Annotated in this window: 12 protein-coding genes and 1 pseudogene; 9 read left to right on the top strand and 4 right to left on the bottom strand. The window is 70.2% G+C overall.

What is annotated here, in order from left to right:
• Positions 1-232 precede the first annotated feature (232 nt).
• From BKK81_RS35945 to kdpE, 7 genes are all read left to right on the top strand, one after another.
• A complete protein-coding gene (locus tag BKK81_RS35945; protein WP_167366666.1) occupies positions 233-403 on the top strand; it encodes a hypothetical protein in 171 nt (56 codons plus the stop codon).
• Complete coding sequence (gene kdpF / locus BKK81_RS02860) at positions 403-492, top strand: K(+)-transporting ATPase subunit F (RefSeq protein WP_071010673.1); 90 nt, start codon at positions 403-405, stop codon at positions 490-492. The genes BKK81_RS35945 and kdpF overlap by 1 nt, the downstream gene beginning before the upstream one ends.
• Entirely contained in the window at positions 492-2309 is a 1818-nt protein-coding gene (gene kdpA, locus BKK81_RS02865) for a potassium-transporting ATPase subunit KdpA (protein ID WP_071010674.1), read from the top strand. The genes kdpF and kdpA overlap by 1 nt, the downstream gene beginning before the upstream one ends.
• A gap of 142 nt (positions 2310-2451) precedes the next feature.
• Complete coding sequence (gene kdpB, locus BKK81_RS02870; RefSeq protein WP_071015971.1) at positions 2452-4713, top strand: potassium-transporting ATPase subunit KdpB; 2262 nt, start codon at positions 2452-2454, stop codon at positions 4711-4713.
• A gap of 55 nt (positions 4714-4768) precedes the next feature.
• Positions 4769-5422 (top strand): potassium-transporting ATPase subunit KdpC, encoded by a 654-nt coding sequence (kdpC, locus tag BKK81_RS02875; RefSeq protein ID WP_083383908.1) that lies wholly within the window; start codon positions 4769-4771, stop codon positions 5420-5422.
• A 104-nt stretch (positions 5423-5526) separates the two neighbouring features.
• Entirely contained in the window at positions 5527-8427 is a 2901-nt protein-coding gene (locus BKK81_RS02880; RefSeq protein WP_071010675.1) for a sensor histidine kinase, read from the top strand.
• Positions 8428-8463: 36 nt separating this feature from the next.
• On the top strand, positions 8464-9159 hold the full coding sequence (gene kdpE, locus BKK81_RS02885; protein WP_071010676.1) for a two-component system response regulator KdpE: 696 nt from the start codon (positions 8464-8466) through the stop codon (positions 9157-9159).
• Positions 9160-11281: 2122 nt separating this feature from the next.
• Here kdpE and BKK81_RS02890 read toward each other — a convergent pair.
• A complete protein-coding gene (locus BKK81_RS02890; RefSeq protein ID WP_071010677.1) occupies positions 11282-12847 on the bottom strand; it encodes a sulfatase-like hydrolase/transferase in 1566 nt (521 codons plus the stop codon).
• A 64-nt stretch (positions 12848-12911) separates the two neighbouring features.
• The gene (locus BKK81_RS02895; protein WP_083383909.1) at positions 12912-13958 is read right to left on the bottom strand and encodes a Bug family tripartite tricarboxylate transporter substrate binding protein; all 1047 of its coding nucleotides are present in this window, start codon (positions 13956-13958) and stop codon (positions 12912-12914) included.
• A gap of 231 nt (positions 13959-14189) precedes the next feature.
• On the opposite strand from BKK81_RS02895, the pseudogene BKK81_RS02900 reads away from it, so the two are divergent.
• Together BKK81_RS02900 and BKK81_RS02905 are read left to right on the top strand one after the other, a co-directional pair.
• Positions 14190-14803, top strand: a pseudogene (locus BKK81_RS02900) (MarR family winged helix-turn-helix transcriptional regulator).
• A 148-nt stretch (positions 14804-14951) separates the two neighbouring features.
• Entirely contained in the window at positions 14952-15776 is an 825-nt protein-coding gene (locus tag BKK81_RS02905; RefSeq protein WP_231907967.1) for a tetratricopeptide repeat protein, read from the top strand.
• A gap of 12 nt (positions 15777-15788) precedes the next feature.
• Here BKK81_RS02905 and rodA read toward each other — a convergent pair whose 3' ends face one another.
• Together rodA and mrdA are read right to left on the bottom strand one after the other, a co-directional pair.
• Complete coding sequence (rodA, locus tag BKK81_RS02910; protein WP_071010678.1) at positions 15789-16931, bottom strand: rod shape-determining protein RodA; 1143 nt, start codon at positions 16929-16931, stop codon at positions 15789-15791.
• 11 nt (positions 16932-16942) lie between these two features.
• A complete protein-coding gene (mrdA, locus tag BKK81_RS02915; protein WP_071010679.1) occupies positions 16943-19306 on the bottom strand; it encodes a penicillin-binding protein 2 in 2364 nt (787 codons plus the stop codon).
• Positions 19307-19310 lie beyond the last annotated feature (4 nt).

The following is a 19310-nucleotide window of genomic DNA, read 5'->3' on the forward strand; positions in this document are numbered from 1 at the left end:
ACAACGGGCACAACGGGCACAACGTGCGCAACGTGCGCAAGGCGGGCAGGACCTGACGGCGGCCACGGCCGGCATGTGCGCTGCGGGCGGCGGGCGGCGCACGCCCGGGCCGCCTGACGCGGCACGCGCCGTCTTTATATCTTCTTTACACCCCCCTCCCGCCTCTCTATCCCGTTTTTACCGTTCCGTCCCTAATCTGCGAGGCGTCAACCACGCACGCTTCATATCTGCCATGGACGGGATCTATTTCATCGTGCTGCTGCTGTTCGGCGCGCTGACCGGCGCGCTGCTCATCCTGTGCGCCGCGCTCGGCGCCAGGACGCCGCCGGGCGGCGATCGACAGGGGGGCGGCGACTCCGGCGCGCCGTCGGGAAAACACAGTGCACAGGACAGGGGGCTGTGATGGACTGGGCTGATCTGCTGGGCGGCGCGCTCGCCGTCGTCGTCTTCGTCTACCTCCTCATCGCGCTGTTCCGGCCGGAGAAATTCTGATGTCCACCGAATTCCTGGGCCTGCTGGCCCTCTACCTGGCCATCCTGCTGGCCGCCGCGCCTTTTCTCGGCCGCTATATCCGCCGCGCGATGGAGGATGGAAGCTACGGCCTGACCGCCTGGGGCCGTCCGCTCGAGCGCGTGCTGTACCGCCTGGGCGGCGTGCGCCCGGGCGCCGAGATGGGCTGGAAGCAGTACGCGGTGGCCGTGATCGCCTTCAACCTGCTGGGCGTGGTGGCGGTCTACGCGCTGCAGCGCGTGCAGGGACTGCTGCCGCTGAACCCGCAAGGCTTCGGCGCGGTCTCGCCGGATTCCGCCTTCAATACCGCGGTCAGCTTCGTCACCAACACGAACTGGCAGGGCTACGCGGGCGAGTCCACCATGAGCTACCTGACGCAGATGCTGGCGCTGACGGTGCAGAACTTTGTCTCGGCGGCCACCGGCATTGCCGTGGTGTTCGCGCTGATCCGCGGCTTCGCGCGCCAGAACGCGTCCACCATCGGCAACTTCTGGGTCGACATGACGCGCTCCACGCTGTACGTGCTGCTGCCGCTGTCGGTGGTGATGGCGCTGGCGCTGGTCAGCCAGGGCGTGATCCAGAACTTCGACGCCTACCGGGATGTCGGCCTGGTGCAGGCGGTCGAATACAGCCAGCCCAAGGTCGACGCGGCCGGCCAGCCGGTGCTCGACGCCAAGAGCCAGCCGGTCACCGAGCCGGCCCGCACCGACAAGCAGACGCTGGCGATGGGCCCGGTGGCCTCGCAGGAAGCCATCAAGATGCTGGGCACCAACGGCGGCGGCTTCTTCAATGCCAACTCGGCCCACCCCTTCGAGAACCCGACCGAGCTGAGCAACCTGATCGAGATGCTGGCCATCTTCCTGATCCCGGCGGCGCTGTGCTTCAGCTTCGGCGAGATGGTGCGCGACCGGCGCCAGGGGGTGGCGGTGCTGGCCGCGATGACGGTGATCTTCGTCGCCATGGCGTGCGCGGCGGCACTCTCCGAGCAGCAGGCCAATGCCGCGCTGGCCGGCCTGCCGGTCGACCATGCCGCCTCGCTGCTGCAGGCCGGCGGCAATATGGAAGGCAAGGAATCGCGCTTCGGCATCGCCGCCACCGCGCTGTTCGCCACCATCACCACGGCGGCTTCGTGCGGCGCGGTCAATGCCATGCACGACTCCTTCACCGCCATCGGCGGCGCCGTGCCGATGCTGCTGATGCAGCTCGGCGAGGTGGTGTTCGGCGGCGTCGGCTCCGGCCTGTACGGCATGCTGGTCTACGCGGTGCTGGCGGTCTTCATCGCCGGCCTGATGATCGGGCGCACGCCGGAATACCTGGGCAAGAAGATCGAGGCCTACGAGATGAAGATGACCGCGGTGGCCATCCTCGTCACGCCGCTGCTGGTGCTGCTCGGCACCTCGGTGGCGGTGATGAGCGAGGCCGGGCGCGCCGGCGTGTTCAACCCGGGCACGCACGGCTTCTCGGAGATCCTCTACGCGCTGTCCTCGGCGTCCAACAACAACGGCAGCGCCTTCGCCGGGCTGTCGGCCAACACGCCCTTCTACAACGTGCTGCTGGCCGCGGCGATGTGGTTCGGCCGCTTCTGGATCATCGTGCCCATCCTGGCCATGGCCGGCTCGCTGGCGGCCAAGAAGCGGCTGCCGGCGACGGGCGGCAGCATGCCCACGCACGGCCCGCTGTTCGTGGTGCTGCTGGTCGGCTCGGTGCTGATGGTGGGCGCGCTGACCTATATCCCCGCGCTGGCCCTCGGTCCGGTGGCGGAGCAGCTGCAGGGACCCGTGGCCGCCGCCGCGCCGTGAGCGTCGCCGCTCGCGGCGCAACGAGCCAAGCGGAAAGCGCAAAGCGGAAGAACGGAAACAAGACACAACAGGCAGGAATCCGGCTGCCGGCGGGGTGCCCAGGGCGCGCGCCGGCAGCTACCAGGTGATTGCGGAGAAACGCATGCAACAAGACTCCATGACCGCGCAAGCCAAGGCCGGCGGCGCGGCTTCCGCCGATACGGCACAGGCCACCGGCGCGCCCACCCACGGCAGGGCGGGCGGCGGCCACCACCGGCCCGGCCCGCGCGGCATGTTCGCGCCCGAGCTGGTCAAGCCGGCGCTGCTGGAATCCTTCAAGAAGCTGTCGCCGCGCGACCAGCTGCGCAACCCGGTGATGTTCGTCGTCTACGTCGGCAGCATCCTCACCACGGTGCTGTACTTGCGCGCGCTGTTCGCGCCGGCGGCGGCGGGCGGGGAGAGCGCCGCCTTCATCCTGGCGGTGACGGTGTGGCTGTGGTTCACGCTGCTGTTCGCCAACTTCGCCGAGGCGCTGGCCGAGGGCCGCAGCAAGCAGCAGGCCGAGGCGCTGCGCGGGCTGAAGACGACGGTGACGGCCAAGCTGCTCAAGAGCGGCACCAGGCAGGGGCCGGGCGCCGCCACCGAGCCGCGCGCGGCGACCGCGCTGCGCCGCGGCGACGTGGTGCTGGTCGAGGCGGGCGACATGATCCCCGGCGACGGCGAGGTGATCGAGGGCGTGGCCTCGGTCGACGAGAGCGCCATCACCGGCGAATCGGCGCCCGTGATCCGCGAGTCCGGCGGCGACTTCTCCTCGGTCACCGGCGGCACGCGCGTGCTGTCCGACTGGATCGTGGTGCGCATCACCACCAACCCGGGCGAAAGCTTCATCGACCGCATGATCACCATGGTCGAGGGCGCCAAGCGCCAGAAGACGCCCAACGAACTGGCGCTGACCATCCTGCTGGTGGGCCTGACCATCGTGCTGCTGCTGGCCACCGCCACGCTGCAGCCGTTCTCGGTCTACAGCGTGCTGGTGACCAAGGCCGGCCTGCCGGTCACCATCACCGTGCTGGTGGCGCTGCTGGTGTGCCTGATCCCGACCACCATCGGCGGCCTGCTGTCGGCCATCGGCGTGGCCGGCATGAGCCGCATGATGGAAGCCAATGTGATCGCCACCTCGGGCCGCGCGGTCGAGGCCGCCGGCGACGTCGACGTGCTGCTGCTGGACAAGACCGGCACCATCACGCACGGCAACCGCCAGGCCTCGCGCTTCATCCCGGCGCCCGGCGTCACGCCGCAGCAGCTGGCCGAGGCGGCCTGGCTGTCGTCGCTGGCCGACGAGACGCCGGAAGGGCGCAGCATCGTCATGCTGGCCCGCCAGCAGTCGGGCACGGCGCTGCCGGACGGCGTGGACCCGGCCGGGCACGTGTTCGTGCCGTTCACCGCGCAGACCCGCATGAGCGGCGTCGATGTCGGCGCCGGGGCCGTGGGTGGCGCGGCGCAGCGCAGCGTGCGCAAGGGGGCCGCCGACGCGGTGCGCAAGTACGTCACCGAGCGCGCCGGCAAGTTTCCCGACGCCGTGCTGCAGGCGGTGGATGACGTGGCGCGCGTCGGCAGCACGCCGCTAGTGGTGGCCGAAGCCGCGGCGGGCCCGTCCGGGCGCACCGACGCGCCCGACGCCATCGTGCGCGTGCTCGGCGTGGTGGAGCTGAAGGACATCGTCAAGGCGGGCATCCGCGAGCGCTTCGGCGAGCTGCGCCGCATGGGCATCAAGACCGTCATGATCACCGGCGACAACCGCCTGACCGCGGCCTCGATCGCCGCCGAGGCGGGCGTCGACGACTTCCTCGCCGAAGCCACGCCCGAGGCCAAGCTCAAGCTGATCCGCCAGTACCAGGCCGAAGGCCGGCTGGTGGCGATGACCGGCGACGGCACCAACGACGCTCCCGCGCTGGCCCAGGCCGACGTGGCGGTGGCGATGAACAGCGGCACGCAGGCCGCCAAGGAGGCCGGCAATATGGTCGACCTCGACAGCAACCCGACCAAGCTGATCGAGATCGTCGAGATCGGCAAGCAGATGCTGATGACGCGCGGCTCGCTGACCACCTTCAGCGTGGCCAACGACGTGGCCAAGTACTTCGCCATCATCCCGGCGGCCTTCGCCACCACCTATCCGCAGCTCAACCAGCTCAACGTGATGGGACTGGCGACGCCGGGCTCGGCCATCCTGTCGGCGGTGATCTTCAACGCGCTGATCATCGTGGTGCTGATCCCGCTGGCGCTCAAGGGCGTGGTGTACCGGCCGCTCGGCGCCGCCACGCTGCTGCGCCGCAACCTGCTGATCTACGGCCTGGGCGGCATCGTCGTGCCCTTCGCCGGCATCAAGGTGATCGACATGATCCTCGCCGCGTGCGGCTGGGCCTGAGCGACGTCCGCCGTCCGCGACCGCCTGGTCCGATCCCACCTATCCGGAGTCTCTTATGCATACGCAAGTCCAAGCCAGTCCCGCCGCCGCCGCGCCCGATGCACCCGACGCGCCCGAAGCGCCCGAAGCGCAACGCGGGCTGCTGCGCCCGCTGCTGACGGTGTTCGTCGCGCTGTCGGTGGTCACCGGCCTGCTCTATCCGGGCGCCGTCACCGGCATCGCCAAGGCGCTGTTCCCGTCGCAGGCCGCCGGCTCGCTGATCGTCAAGGACGGCAAGGCCATCGGCTCCGAGCTGATCGGCCAGCCATTCTCCGACCCGCGCTACTTCTGGGGCCGGCTCTCGGCCACCGCGCCGATGCCCTACAACGCGAGCGCCTCCAGCGGCTCGAACCTGGGCCCGCGCAATGCCGCGCTGACCGACGCCGCGCACGCGCGCATCGAGGCGCTGCGCGCGGCCGATCCGGGCAATGCCGCGCCGGTGCCGGTCGACCTGGTGACCGCCTCCGGCAGCGGCCTGGATCCGCATATCAGTCCGGCCGCGGCCGACTACCAGGCGGCCCGCGTGGCGCGCCTGCGCGGCCTGCCGCTGGCGCGCGTGCAGGCGCTGGTCATCGCCAATACCGACGCGCCGCTGCTGGCGGTGCTGGGTGACCCGGTGGTCAATGTGCTCAAGCTCAACCTGGCGCTGGATGCCGAGCCGCGGCGCTGAGGCGGCTCGGCGGCGGTGCGGCGGCGGCATGGTGCCGCCGCGCGCGTGCGCCGCCGTGGCACAATCGACGGCATCCTCCCCGCTGCCGGGCGATGGGGCCATCCATGTCTGATTCCTCGCTGCGCGACCCCTCCGAACGACCCGATCCCGATGCGCTGCTGCAGCGCGTGCAGGCCGAGGGCGCGCGCGCCGCGCGCGGCAAGCTGCGCGTCTATTTCGGCGCCTCGGCCGGCGTGGGCAAGACCTACGCCATGCTCAGCGCGGCGCGTGCGCTGCACGGCGACGGGGTCGACGTGCTGGTCGGCGTGGTCGAGACCCATGGCCGTGCCGAGACCGAGGCGCTGCTGGCCGGGCTCGAACGCCTGCCGCCGAAGGTGGTGCCCTACCGCGAGCGCGAGCTGACGGAGTTCGACCTCGACGGCGCGCTGGCGCGGCGGCCCGCGCTGGTCCTGGTCGACGAGCTGGCGCACTCGAACGCGCCGGGCAGCCGCCATCCCAAGCGCTGGCAGGATATCCAGGAACTGCAGGCGGCCGGCATCGATGTCTGGACCACGGTCAACGTCCAGCACCTGGACAGCCTGAACCAGGCGGTGGGCGGCATCACCGGCATCCGCGTATGGGAAACCGTGCCCGACGCGGTGTTCGACGATGCCGACGAGGTGATCCTGGTCGACCTGCCGGCCGATGAACTGCTGCGCCGCCTGCAGGAGGGCAAGGTCTACCTGCCAGAGCAGGCGCGGCACGCCGCACGCAACTTCTTCCGCAAGGGCAACCTGATCGCGCTGCGCGAGCTGGCGCTGCGGCGCACCGCCGATCGCGTCGACGACGACGTGCGCGCCTACCGCCATGCCGAGGCGATCCAGCCGGTGTGGCGCACGCGCGAGGCGGTGCTGGCCTGCATCGGCGCCGGCGACGATGCCGAGCAGGTGGTCCGGAGCGTGCGGCGCATGGCCGGCCAGCTCGACTGCGAGTGGCATGTGGTGACCATCGCCACGCCGCGCCTGGCGCCACTGTCCGAGGCGGCGCGCCTGCGCATGCAGGAAGCCATGCGCCTGGCCGAGGAGATGGGCGCGCGCACCGAGACGCTGGCCGGCAATGACATGGTGCGCGCGGTGGTCGGCTATGTGCGCCGCCACAACCTGACCAAGGTGGTGCTGGGACGCGCGCCGGCCGACTGGCGGCGCGGCGGCGGCACCGTGCTCGAGCGCGCGCGCGCCGTGCTGGCGACCTCGCTGTCGCCCTTCCTGGGCGCGCGCGCCTGGCTGTTCGGGCGGCGCAGCTTCGCCGATGCGCTGGCGGCGGCCTGTCCCGAGATCGACGTGATCCGTGTCGCCGCCGACACCACGCGCGACGACCTGCGCGGGCGCAACCCGCCACCCGGCACGCGCCCGGCGCTCGCCGATGACGAGGCGCAGGCCGAGGCGCAGGCCGAGGTGGCGCTGGCGCATCGCAAGGACTACCTGTGGGCGCTGGTCTGGTGCGGGGCGGCGACCGCGCTCTCGGCGCTGACGCGGCCGTGGTTCGATCTCGTCAACATCGCCATGCTGTTCCTGGCCGCGGTGGTGGCGGTGGCGCTGCGCCACGGGCGCGGTCCGGCGGCGCTGGCCTCGGTGGTGTCGGTGGCGGCCTTCGACTTCTTCTTCGTGCCGCCGCGCATGTCCTTCGCTGTCAGCGACGTGCAGTACCTGCTGACCTTCGCCGTGCTGCTGACGGTGGGGCTGGTGATCGGCCAGCTCACCGCCGGCCTGCGCGAGCAGGCCGAGGTGTCGGTGCAGCGCGAGACCGACGCGCGCACCCTGTACGAGCTGGCGCGCGAGCTGTCGGCGGCGCTGATGACCGAGCAGATCGTCTCCATCGGCAGCCGCTTCCTGCATGCCGCCTTCCAGGCCAACTGCGCTTTCTTCCTGGTCTCGGCGCAGGGCCGCTTGCTGCCGCCGCTGGTGGACCCCGCCCATCGCGACGGCAGCCGCGGCGGTATCGACCCGGTGCTGGCGCAGTGGGTGTTCGACCACGGCCAGCCGGCCGGCACCGGCACCCATACCTTGCCGGGCAGCACGGTGCTCTACCTGCCGTTGAAGGCCCCCATGCAGGTGCGCGGCGTGCTCGCCGTGGAGCCGCAGGCCTGGCGCGCCTTCACCGAGCCCGGCCTGCGCCGCCAGGTGGACGTGTTCGCCACGCTGATCGCCATCGCCATCGAGCGCCTGCACTATGTCGAGGTGGCGCAGCAGGCCCTGGTCTCGATGGAGTCGGAGCGGCTGCGCAGCTCGCTGCTGGCCGCCGTGTCGCACGACCTGCGCACGCCGCTGACGGGGTTGATCGGCATGGCCGAGACCCTGCTGCGCGGGGTCCCGGCGCTGGCGCCGCCGGTGGCCGAGACGGTGGACGCCATGCGCGGCCAGGCGCTGCGCATGCGCACCATGGTGGTCAACCTGCTCGACATGGCGCGCCTGCAGAGCTGCGACGTGCAGATGCAGCAGGAGTGGCAGTCGCTGGAGGAACTGGTGGGCGCGGCGCTGGCGGCGATGCGCGACGCGCTGCGCCAGCACCGCATCACGGTGGCCGACCTGTCGGCGCTGCCGCTGGTGGAGTGCGATGCCGTGCTGATGGAGCGCGTGCTGTGCAATCTGCTGGAGAACGCCGCCAAGTACACGCCGCCGGGCAGCACCGTGGCCATCGCCGGCGAAGTGGCCGGCGAAGAGGTGAGGCTGGCGGTCGAGGACGACGGGCCCGGCGTGCCGGCCGGCAAGGAGCGGCTGATCTTCGAGAAATTCACCCGCGGCGAGCGCGAGTCGGCCACCACCGGGGTCGGGCTCGGGCTGGCGGTATGCGAGGCCATCGTGCAGGCGCATGGCGGCCGCATCTGGGTGGAGGGGCGCGGCGATGGCGGCAGCGGGGCGCGCTTCGTGATCGCCATGCCGCGCGGCAACCCGCCCGCGATCGAGCCGGAGGCGCCCGTCGCCGCGCCGCAGGAGGCGCGGGAACACGCGCCGCACGACAAGAGCTAGCTGACTGAGGCTACACAGGAAAGGATCCGGACCGCGATGCCATTCGATTTTTCCCCCACCGTGCTGGTGGTCGAGGACGAACCTCATATCCGCCGCTTCGTGCGCGAGTCGCTGGAAGGCGAGGGCTGCAGCGTGCACGAGGCCGAGACGCTCAAGCGCGGGCTGATCGACGCGGGCACGCGCCAGCCCGACGTGGTCATCCTCGATCTCGGGCTGCCCGACGGCGACGGCATGACGCTGATCCGCGAAATGCGCACCTGGACCGAGGTGCCGGTGCTGGTGCTGTCCGCCCGCACCGGCGAGAACGACAAGATCGCCGCGCTCGACGCCGGCGCCGACGACTACCTGACCAAGCCCTTCGGCGTGGGCGAACTGATCGCGCGCGTACGCGTGCTGCTGCGCCGCCATGCCCGGCTCAATCCGCAGGGCAGCGCCCAGGTGAGCTTCGGCGAGGTCCAGGTCGATCTCGCCAACCGCCTGGTCACGCGTGGCGGGGAAGCGGTCCACCTGACGCCGATCGAGTACCGCCTGCTGGCCGTGCTGATCGCCAACCGCGGCAAGGTGCTGACGCATCGCGAGCTGCTGCGGCAGGTGTGGGGGCCTTCGCATTCGGAGAGCAGCCATTACCTGCGGGTCTATATGGGGCATCTGCGGCAGAAGCTGGAGGGGGATCCGGCGCAGCCGGTGCATCTGTTGACGGAGGTGGGGGTGGGGTATCGGTTTGTGGGGTAGGGGGTTTTGGGGGGCTTGGGGTATCGCGGTTTGTTGAGCGGGGTTGGTGGTTGCAGCCAACGGCCGGCCGCTCTCGGATTGCTTGAGGTATCGGGTTTTGCTGGGCGGTGTTGGTGGTTGCACCCAACGGCCAGCCGCTTTCGGACTGCTTGAGGTATCGCGGTTTGTTGGGCGGCGTGGGCGGTTGTACCCAACGACCGTACGACATCCCCCTGCGGGGGCTGCCGGTCACTTTTCTTTGCGTTCTGCAAAGAAAAGTAACCCAAAGAAAGCAGACCCTGCCGGGGGCAGAGCAATCAGGCTCGCCGGCTTAGTCGCCGGCTATGGTGGGCGTGGCGGCTCTGCTGGTCGCTGCCGCGCCCGGTGCGGACGTGGTCGGCGCTGCCGATGTCGCGAGCAGGGATGGTGGGCCCCTGATGGCGGGCGGCGGGAGTGGTTCGGCCATCTGCCGTTACCGGGGCGGATGGTCGCTCTCTACTGAATGGCGCTGGTCTTATTGCCGGGAAGTGGCCCCCGGTTTGGCGTGAGGGGCGCTGTTGCGGTCCCTCGCGATAGGAACGCAAAGTGGTCGACGTGGAGTGTCACTCCTCATGCGTGGGCGCCGCGGGTGTTCCTTCGTCAAAATCTCCCGTATCGGACTGCTTGAGGTCTCGCGTTTTGTTGGGCGGCGTGGGCGGTTGTACCCAACGACCGTACGACATCCCCCTGCGGGGGCTGCCGGTCACTTTTCTTTGCGTTCTGCAAAGAAAAGTAACCCAAAGAAAGCAGACCCTGCCGGGGGCAGAGCAATCAGGCTCGCCGGCTTAGTCGCCGGCTATGGTGGGCGTGGCGGCTCTGCTGGTCGCTGCCGCGCCCGGTGCGGACGTGGTCGGCGCTGCCGATGTCGCGAGCAGGGATGGTGGCCCCCTGATGGCGGGCGGCGGGAGTGGTTCGGCCATCTGCCGTTACCGGGGCGGATGGCCGCGCGCTACTGAGCGGCGCTGGTTTCATTGCCGGGAAGTGGCTCCCCGTTTGGCGTGAGGGGCGCTGTTGCGGTCCCTCGCGATTGGAACGCAAAGTGGTCGACGTGGAGTGTCACTCCTCATGCGTGGGCGCCGCGGGTGTTTGTTCCTTCGTCAAAATCTCCCGTATCGGACTGCTTGAGGTATCGCGTTTTGTTGGGCGGCGTGGGCGGTTGTACCCAACGACCATACGACATCCCCCTGCGGGGGCTGCCGGTCACTTTTCTTTGCGTTCTGCAAAGAAAAGTAACCCAAAGAAAGCAGACCCTGCCGGGGGCAGAGCAATCAGGCTCGCCGGCTTAGTCGCCAGCTGTGGTGGGCGTGTCGGCTCTGCTTGTCTCTGCCGTTCGCGTGGCGGGCCATCACGACACTACGGCCTTCCTGAGTTCTATTGCTTTGCCCCTGATGGCGAGCGGCGGGGGGAGTTCGTCCATCTGCCGTTACCGGGGAGGAGCGCCACTTCCTTGGCGGCGTGCCTGGTTGCATTGCAGGCATGGGGCTCCCGTGCAAGCCGGGCAGCAAGCGCGATTGCCAGCAGGATTTCTACGAAGGAACGCCCAAGGGGTGGTCCGCTCGGGCCCACTGATGAGGAGTGACATTCCACGTCGACCACTTTTCGTTCCAATCGCGAGGGACCACAACAGCGCCCCTCACGCCAAACCGGGGACCACTTCCCGGCAATAAGACCAGCGCCATTCAGTAGAGAGCGACCATCCGCCCTGGTAACGGCAGATGGACGAACCACCCCTGCCGCCCGCCATCAGGGGCCCACCATCCCTGCTCGCGACATCGGCAGCGCCGACCACGTCCGCACCGGGCGCGGCAGCGACCAGCAGAGCCGATGCGCCCACCACAGCCGGCGACCCAGGCAGCGAGCCTGATTGCTCTGCCCCCGGCAGGGTCTGCTTTCTTTGGGTTACTTTTCTTTGCAGAACGCAAAGAAAAGTGACCGGCAGCCCCCGCAGGGGGATGTCGTACGGTCGTTGGGTGCAATCGCCCACGCCGCCCAACAAACCGCGAGACCTCAAGCAATCCGATAGCGGCCGGCCATTGGGTGCAACGGCCAGCGCCGCTCGATAAAACGCGATGCCACGCGCAGGCCCAATCTCCACCAACCAACCTCACCACATCCCAAAAAACACCCCCGCCTGCTTATAGACATTCGTCTTAGCCGCCACCTCCTCATGACTCACCGTCACGCGCGGCTTGAGCGCAAGGAACCACTCCAGCAGCTTCTGCCGCATGGCCGCGCGCACCGGCTCGTGCCCGGCATCGGTCCCCAGGTCGAAGAACTCGTCGGGGTCGTTGGCGAGGTCGAACAGCTGCGGGCGGAAGCCCTGCCAGTGGACATACTTCCAGCGCGCGTCGCGCACCATCCAGGCACGGCATTCGCCAGGGTGGCGGCCCAGCGCCAGGCGTGCGCCGCGATAGGCGTAGTCGAGCTCGGAGACGACGAAGTCGCGCCAGGCGCCGTCCTGCGCGCCGCGGGCCTGGGTGATGTGCAGCAGCGAGCGGCCTTCGATACGGTGGTCGGCCGGCGGCAGCGAGAGGGCGTCCAGCACGGTGGGCACCACGTCGACGGCGGAGACCATGGCCTCGCTGGCGCTGCCGCGCGTGGCGTCGGCCTGCGGCGAGGGGTCGTAGACGATCAGCGGGATGTTCTGCACGGTGTCGTAGAACTGCTCCTTCTCGCCCAGCCAGTGGTCGCCGAGGAAGTCGCCGTGGTCGGCGGTGAAGACGATCAGGGTGTCCTGCCAGCGTCCCAGGCGCTCCAGCTGTTCCCACAGTTCGCCGAGGCGGTCGTCGATCTGCTGGATCAGGCCCTGATAGGCCGGGCGCACCGTGTCGGAGACTTCGCTGCGCATGAAGTTCGCGCATTCTTCCTGGGTGCGGTAGGCCGACAGCACGGGGTGCGGGTCTTCCAGCTCGGCCGGGTCGCGCTTGAGCGGCAGGCAGTCGTCGAGCGCATAGGCGGCGTGGTAGGGCGCGGGGGCCAGGTAGGGCCAGTGCGGCTTGACCAGCGACAGGTGCAGGACCCAGGGGTCGTCGCCGCGCGTGGCGATGTACTGCATGGCCTGGCCGACGGTGTAGGCGGTCTCCGAATGCGGCTCGGCCACGCGCGCGGGCAGGCCGGCATTGCGCATGTGCCAGCCGGAGACGATCTCGCCCTGGGCGGTCTCGGCGCTGATGACATAGTCGGTCCACGGGTCGGCGCTGTCGTAGCCCTGCGCGCGCAGCCAGTCGGCGTAGGCGCTGCGCGGCTCGGCGTGGTGGCCGTCGTGGCGGTCGACTTCGACGAAGTGGCCGCTGCGCAGCAGCTGTTCCAGTTCGCTGCCGCCGTCCAGGTGCAGGCGCTTGAGGCCGGCGTGGTCGGGCATCACATGGGTCTTGCCGGCCAGCGCCAGCGCGCGGCCGCTGTCTTTCAGGTATTCGCCCAGTGTGACCTCGCCCACCGAGAGCGGCACGCGGTTCCAGGTGGCGCCGTGGCTGCTGACGTAGCGGCCGGTATAGAAGCTCATCCGGCTCGGGCCGCACACGCCCGAGGTGACGAAGGCGCGCTCGAAGCGCACGCCGCGGCGCGCGAGCGCGTCGATGTTGCGGGTGCGCAGGGCGGGGTGGCCATAGCAGCCGAGATGGTCCCGGCGCAGCTGGTCGCACATGATGAAGAGGACGTTGCGTGTCGTCATGGCATTCGATGGAGGAGCGCGCGCCGGCGGGCCCGGGCCTGCCGGCGCTGGTTCGGCGGGGGCTTCAGTCGCCGGTGTAGCCCGAGGCCTTGACGATGGGGCCCCACTTGGCGCGGTCGTCGGCCAGCAGGCGGGCGAACTGCTCCGGCGTGCCGCTCTGCGGGTCCAGTCCCATCTTGACGAAGCGCTCGCGCAGGTCGGGGGCCTGCAGCGCCTTGACGATGGCGGCGTTCAGGCGCGCCACCACCGGCGCGGGCGTGCCCGCCGGCACGAAGATGCCGTTGCGGCCCAGGCCTTCGATGTCCTTGTGGCCGAGTTCGCCGAAGGTCGGCACCTCGGGCAGCGCGGCCGAGCGTTGGGTGCCCGAGCTGGCCAGCACGCGGATCTTGCCGCTGCGGTGCATCTCGGCGAGGTCGCCCAGGGTGTCGATGGCGGCGGGCACCTGGCCGCCGACCAGCGCCGTGATCTCGGGGGTGGAGCCGTTGAAGGGCACGTGCAGCATGGTCACGCCCAGCTGCTTGCCGAACAGCAGGCCGAAGAAGTGGGGCAGGCTGCCCAGCGCGGGCGAGGCGAAGGAGTTGTTCTGCGGGCTGGCGCGCAGCCAGCTGACGTACTCCTGCAGGGTCTTGGCCGGCACGCCCGGGCCGACCGCGAGCGCGAGCTGGAAGTTGGCGGTCTGGGCCACCGGGGTGAAGTCGCGCACGGCGTCGTAGTGCAGCTTGCTGTACACCAGCGGTGCGATGGTCATCACGGCGCTGTTGGCCAGTACCAGGGTGGTGCCGTCGGCCGGCTGGGTGCGCGCATAGTCCATCGCCAGGCGGCCGCCGGCGCCGGGCTTGTTCTCCACCACCACGGTCTGCTTGAGCGACTCGCGCAGCTTGTCGGCGATCAGGCGGGCGGTCAGGTCCGAGGTGCCGCCGCCGGGATAGCCGACCACGATGCGGATCGGCTTGTCGCTGGCCTGGGCACGGGCGCCGGGCGCGGCGAAGGCGGCGATGGCCGTCACCGTGGCGGCGGTCGCGGCGGAAGCCAGCGCGGTGGAGACGGAGGAGGCGGCAGGGCGGGGCAGCAGGGCGCGCAGCGCGCGCGGTATCAGCGTGGCGGGGGTCATGGTTCCTCTGCGGGTCGGGTCCGGACGGGGCCGGCCAATCTATCGAACGCACCCGATGGCGCCAACGAAGCCTTGTGCAGATCGATCTGCGCAAATCTCATGTCGGCGTCCCGGCCCGGCGGCGCGCGCCGGGCGGGTGCGCCGCTCCCGCTGTCTCCTCGGGTGGCGGCGCCTGCCACGCTAACACCGGCCCATATAATCCACCTAGTCAACTAATTGTGCGGGTGCGGCATGGATCAAGCGCGGCAGGGGCAGGGCGGCGGCGGACCGGCGGACACGCTCCGGCAGCCGGCCACGCTGCGCCAGTTCCTCAACTACCGGCTCTACCACCTGACGCGCGCGGCGCTGGGGGCGAGCGCGCTGCACCTGCGCGCCGCGGCCGGCGTCAGCCGGCGCGAGTGGCGCATGATTTCCTTCCTGGGGGAATGCCCGGGCACGCGCTTGACCGAACTGGCCGCCAGCGCCGGACTGGACAAGGTGCTGGCGAGCCGCGCCATGCAGGCCCTGATGGCGCGCGGCCTGGTGCGGCGCGAGGTCGGCGCCGGCGACCGCCGCGCGGGGCGTCCTTCGCCCTGACCGAGGCCGGACAGGCGGTCTACCGCAGCGCCTTCGCCCGCGCGCTCGACTTCAATACGCAGTTGGCGTCCTGCCTGGACGAGGAGGAGGCCGCGCTGCTGTCGCGCTGCCTGGACAAGCTGCAGGCGCACGCCGCGCAACTGCTGGCCGAGGCGCAGTCGCTGCCGCACGCGGCGCCCGCGCCGGCCGGGCCGGCCGATGCCGCGGCGGATCCGCTGCGGCTCTGGCGCGGGCAGGCTCCGACCGATTTCAGGGATTCGGTGGACTAGTCCATTGGGTCAGAGAAAGCGCACCCGGGAGGCGCTGCCGATCGGGGGTGCCTTTCGAATGACGCAGTGGACTATCTCCGGCCTCCTACACTGGAAGCGGAGGGCGCCGCCGGCGGCCTTCGCCGCCCACGCCCCCGGGGAGCCCGTCATGCGTCACATGTTCCGCCGCCACGCTGTTCCCGCTGCAGGGTGCCCGCCGCGGCACGGCACCAGCCATGCATGGCTGCCATGGTGGCGCCTGCTGGCCCTGCTCGTCCTGATCCTGTTGCTGGTCCTGCTGGCGGCGCCGTCGGCCGGCGCCGCGGCCGGCCCGGCCGTGCCGGCGGCCGCGCGCGTGGTGACCGAGCAGGCGCTGGCGGCCTACCAGGCCGGCCGCTTCGAGCAGGCGCTGGCCGGCTTCGGCCGCGCCGCCCGGGAGGGCGACCGCCTGGCCCAGTACGACTACGCGATGATGCTGCTGCGCGGCGAAGGCACGCCGGTGCGTGCCGACGAGGCCATGGTCTGGCTGAAGAAGGCGGCCGACAACGACATGACCCATGCCCAGTACACCTGGGGCGAGATGTACGAGCATGGCGACCTGCTGCCGCGCTCGCTGGAGCAGGCCAACGTCTGGTATGAACGGGCCGCGCGTGGCGGCCATGTGGCGGCGCAGATGGCGCTGGCCACCAACTACTTCACCGGGCGCGGCGTGGCGCGCGACTACGGCAAGGCGTTCCAGTGGTACCGGCGTGCCGCCGACGCGGGCAACGGGGATGCCCAGTACATCGTGGCCAGCTACTACGAGCGCGGCGAGCCCGGCGTGGTCGGCCAGGACGCCGGCCAGGCGCGCATCTGGTACGCGCGCTCGGCCGCGCACGGCGATCCCGCCGCGCTGGCCAAGCTGCGTTCGATGATCGAGCAGGACGTGCGCGAGCGCCAGGCGCGCCAGGACCAGCTCGACCACCGCGGGGAGCGCGCCGGGGCCGGACCCTAGCCGGGCTCCGGGTCAGCTCTGGATCAGCCGCTTCTGGCGCGAGATGCTCATCAGGATGCCGATGCCCATGCCCAGCGTCACCAGGGCGGTGCCGCCATAGCTCATCAGCGGCAGCGGCACGCCCACCACCGGCAGGATGCCGCTCACCATGCCCATGTTGACGAAGGCATAGGTGAAGAAGATCAGCGTCACGGCGCCGGCCAGCAGCCGCGAGAACAGCGTCGGCGCGTTGGCGGCGATATACAGGCCGCGGAAGATCAGCATCAGGTAGAGCACCAGCAGCATGGCGTTGCCGACCAGGCCGAATTCCTCCGAGTAGACCGCGAAGATGAAGTCGGTGTGCTTCTCGGGAATGAACTCCAGGTGCGTCTGCGTGCCCTTGAGCCAGCCCTTGCCGGTGACCCCGCCCGAGCCGATGGCGATGATCGACTGGATGGTGTGGAAGCCCTTGCCGAGCGGGTCGGTGGTGGGATCGAGCAGCGTACAGATGCGGTGCTGCTGGTAGTCGTGCAGGATCGGCCAGTTGACGCCCGGCGCGCAGATCTTGCTCTCGAAGCTGACCAGCAGGGTGATGGCCACCACCACCACGCCCAGCAGCGGCAGGATGATCTTCCAGCTCAGGCCGGCGAAGTAGATCACGTAGAGGCCGGCGGCCATCACCAGCAGCGCGGTGCCGAGGTCGGGCTGCTTGGCGATCAGGCCGACCGGCACGAGCAGCAGCAGCAGCGCGACCAGGAAGTCGAACCACCGGATCACGCCCTCCCGCTTCTGGAAGTACCAGGCCAGCATCAGCGGCATGGCGATCTTCATGATCTCGGAGGGCTGGATCACCATGCCCACGTTGAGCCAGCGGCGCGCGCCCTTGCGGATCAGGCCGAACATGGCCACCGCCACCAGCAGGGCCACGCCGACCGTGTAGAGCGGTACCGCCACCCGCATCAGCGTCTGCGTCGGCAGGTAGGCGATGACCAGCATCACCGCGTACGACAGCAGGATGTTGCGCAACTGGTCCTCGACCCGGCCCGGCATGTCGATGGCGGCCGAGTAGAGCGCGACGATGCCGGTGGCGAAGATCAGGAAGACGATCAGCGCCAGCGGCTTGTCGAAGCCGGTGAGCGCCGATTTGACGAGCGATATGACGCGGCGGCGATCCATGCGCGTCTCCTTCAACGTGCAGCCTCGGGCGCGGCGGCCTTGGCGCGGGGTTTGACGGCGGGGCGGGGCGCGACGTGGGCGGCCGCCGTGGGCGCCGGCGCCGAAGCGGGCTTGGGCTTGCTGTGCCCCAGGGCCTGCTGCATGCGCTGTTCCAGGGTTTCCTCGGCGTCGGCCGGGGCGATGGCGGCGGGATCGAGCGCCGCGGCCATGCCCGCGCTCGCGCGCTCGGGCACGGCCGGGGCTGACGCCGAGGCCGCCGCGGCAGAAGCGCCGGCCGAAGCGGTGGCGGGGGCCGACGCGCCCGCCACCGCGGGCGTGCCGGCCGGGCCGGAGGCGGCCGCCGCCGAAGCGCCGGCATTGGCCATCACGGTGGCGGTGGCGGCGCTGGCGGTGAGGCCGGTGGTGAACACGCTGGGCGTGTCCACCGGCGGCTGGCCGCCCGCGCGCTCGCTGGCCGGCGGGGCGATGTCGGCCAGCTCGGCCGGCCATTTGCCCTGCAGGTAGTAGTCCATCATCTTGCGCGCGATCGGCGCGGCCTCGGCCGCACCCCAGCCGGCGTTCTCCACGATCAGCGCGATGGCGATCCTGGGATGGTCGACCGGCGCGAAGGCCGTGTACAGCGCGTGATCGCGCTTGTGTTCATCCAGCGCGTGATGGTTGTACTTCTCGTTCTTGCCGAGCGAGAAGGTCTGTGCCGTGCCGGTCTTGCCGGCCGACTCGTAGGCGGCGCCGGCGAAGGCGCGCGCCGCCGTGCCCGCGTGCGTGACGCCCACCATGGCACGCTTGATCACGTCGATGTCGGCCTGCTTGAGCGGGATGCGGTAGCTTTCCTTGGGCACCGTCAGCGCGCGGGCGCGCGAGATCGAGTCTTCCACCGCCTTGACCAGGTGAGGCTTCATGGCGACGCCGTTGTTGGCCAGGATGGCGGTGGCGTTGGCCAGCTGCAGGATGGTGAAGTTGTTGTAGCCCTGGCCGATGCCCAGCGAGATGGTCTCGCCGTCATACCACTTCTGCTGCTCGGGACGGCGGTAGGCGCGCCGCTTCCAGTCGGTCGAGGGCAGGATGCCGCGCGCCTCGCCCTCGATGTCGATGCCGGTCAGCTGGCCGAAGCCGAGCGGCTTCATGAAGTCGTGGATGCCGTTGACGCCCATGTCGCGCGCCAGCATGTAGTAGTAGGTGTCGCACGACTGCACGATGGACTGGTACATGTCCACCCAGCCGTGGCCGCCCGGCTTGTCGTCGCGGAAGGTGTGGTTGCCGAGCGTGAACGAGCCGGGATCGTGGAAGCCCCAGGCCGCGGTGCGCTTGCCGGTGGCCAGCGCCGCCAGCGCCATGAAGGGCTTGTAGGTCGAGCCGGGCGGGTAGGTGCCGCGCAGCGGGCGGTTCAGCAGCGGCTTGTCGGGCGAGTTGTTGAGCTCGTTCCAGGTATTGGTGTCGATCCCCTCGACGAACAGGTTGGGGTCGAAGGTCGGCTTGGAGACGAAGGCGAGGATGTCGCCGGTCTCCGGCTCGATCGCCACCAGCGCGCCGCGGCGGTTGCCGAACAGGGCCTCGCCGAGCTGCTGCAGGCGGATGTCGAGCGACAGGATCAGGTTGTTGCCGGGCGTGGCGGGGGAGGTCGACAGCGTCCGCACCGGGCGGCCGCCGGCGGTCACTTCGACCTCCTCGAAGCCGGTCAGCCCGTGCAGCTCGGTCTCGTAGCTCTGCTCGATGCCGATCTTGCCGATGTAGTTGGTGCCCTTGTAGTTGTCCGCATCCTTGCGCGGGTCGTACTTGGCGCCCTCGGCGTCATTGGCCTCGTCCATCGCCTCGATGCGCTCCTGGTCGCGCTGCGAGATGCGGCCCAGGTAGCCGATCACGTGGGAGGCCGCCTCGCCCAGCGGGTACTGGCGGAACAGGCGCGCGCGCACGTCCACGCCGGGGAAGCGGAAGCGCTGGGCGGAGAAGCGCGCCACTTCCTCGTCGGTGAGCTGGCTGCGGATCGGCAGGCTCTCGAAGCTGCGCGATTCCTCCAGCAGCCGCTTGAAGCGGCGCCGGTCGCGCGGCTGGATGTCGATCACCCTGGACAGCGCGTCGATGGTGTCGTCGAGCGATTCGGTCAGCTTGGACGGCGTGATCTCCAGCGTGTAGGCGGAGTAGTTGCGCGCCAGCACGAGGCCGTTGCGGTCCATGATGATGCCGCGGTTGGGCTCGATCGGCGCCACCGAGATGCGGTTGTCCTCGGCCTTGGCCGAGTACTGGTCGTGCTTGTACCACTGCAGCCAGAGGAAGCGCGAAAGCAGCAGGCCGAAGCAGATCACGGCGAAGAAAGCCGCGGCCGCCACGCGGATGCGGAAGCGGCCGATTTCCTGTTCGACGTTGCGGATTTCGGTCATGGTA

The organism is Cupriavidus sp. USMAHM13 (assembly GCF_001854285.1).
Taxonomy (GTDB): Bacteria; Pseudomonadota; Gammaproteobacteria; order Burkholderiales; family Burkholderiaceae; genus Cupriavidus; species Cupriavidus malaysiensis.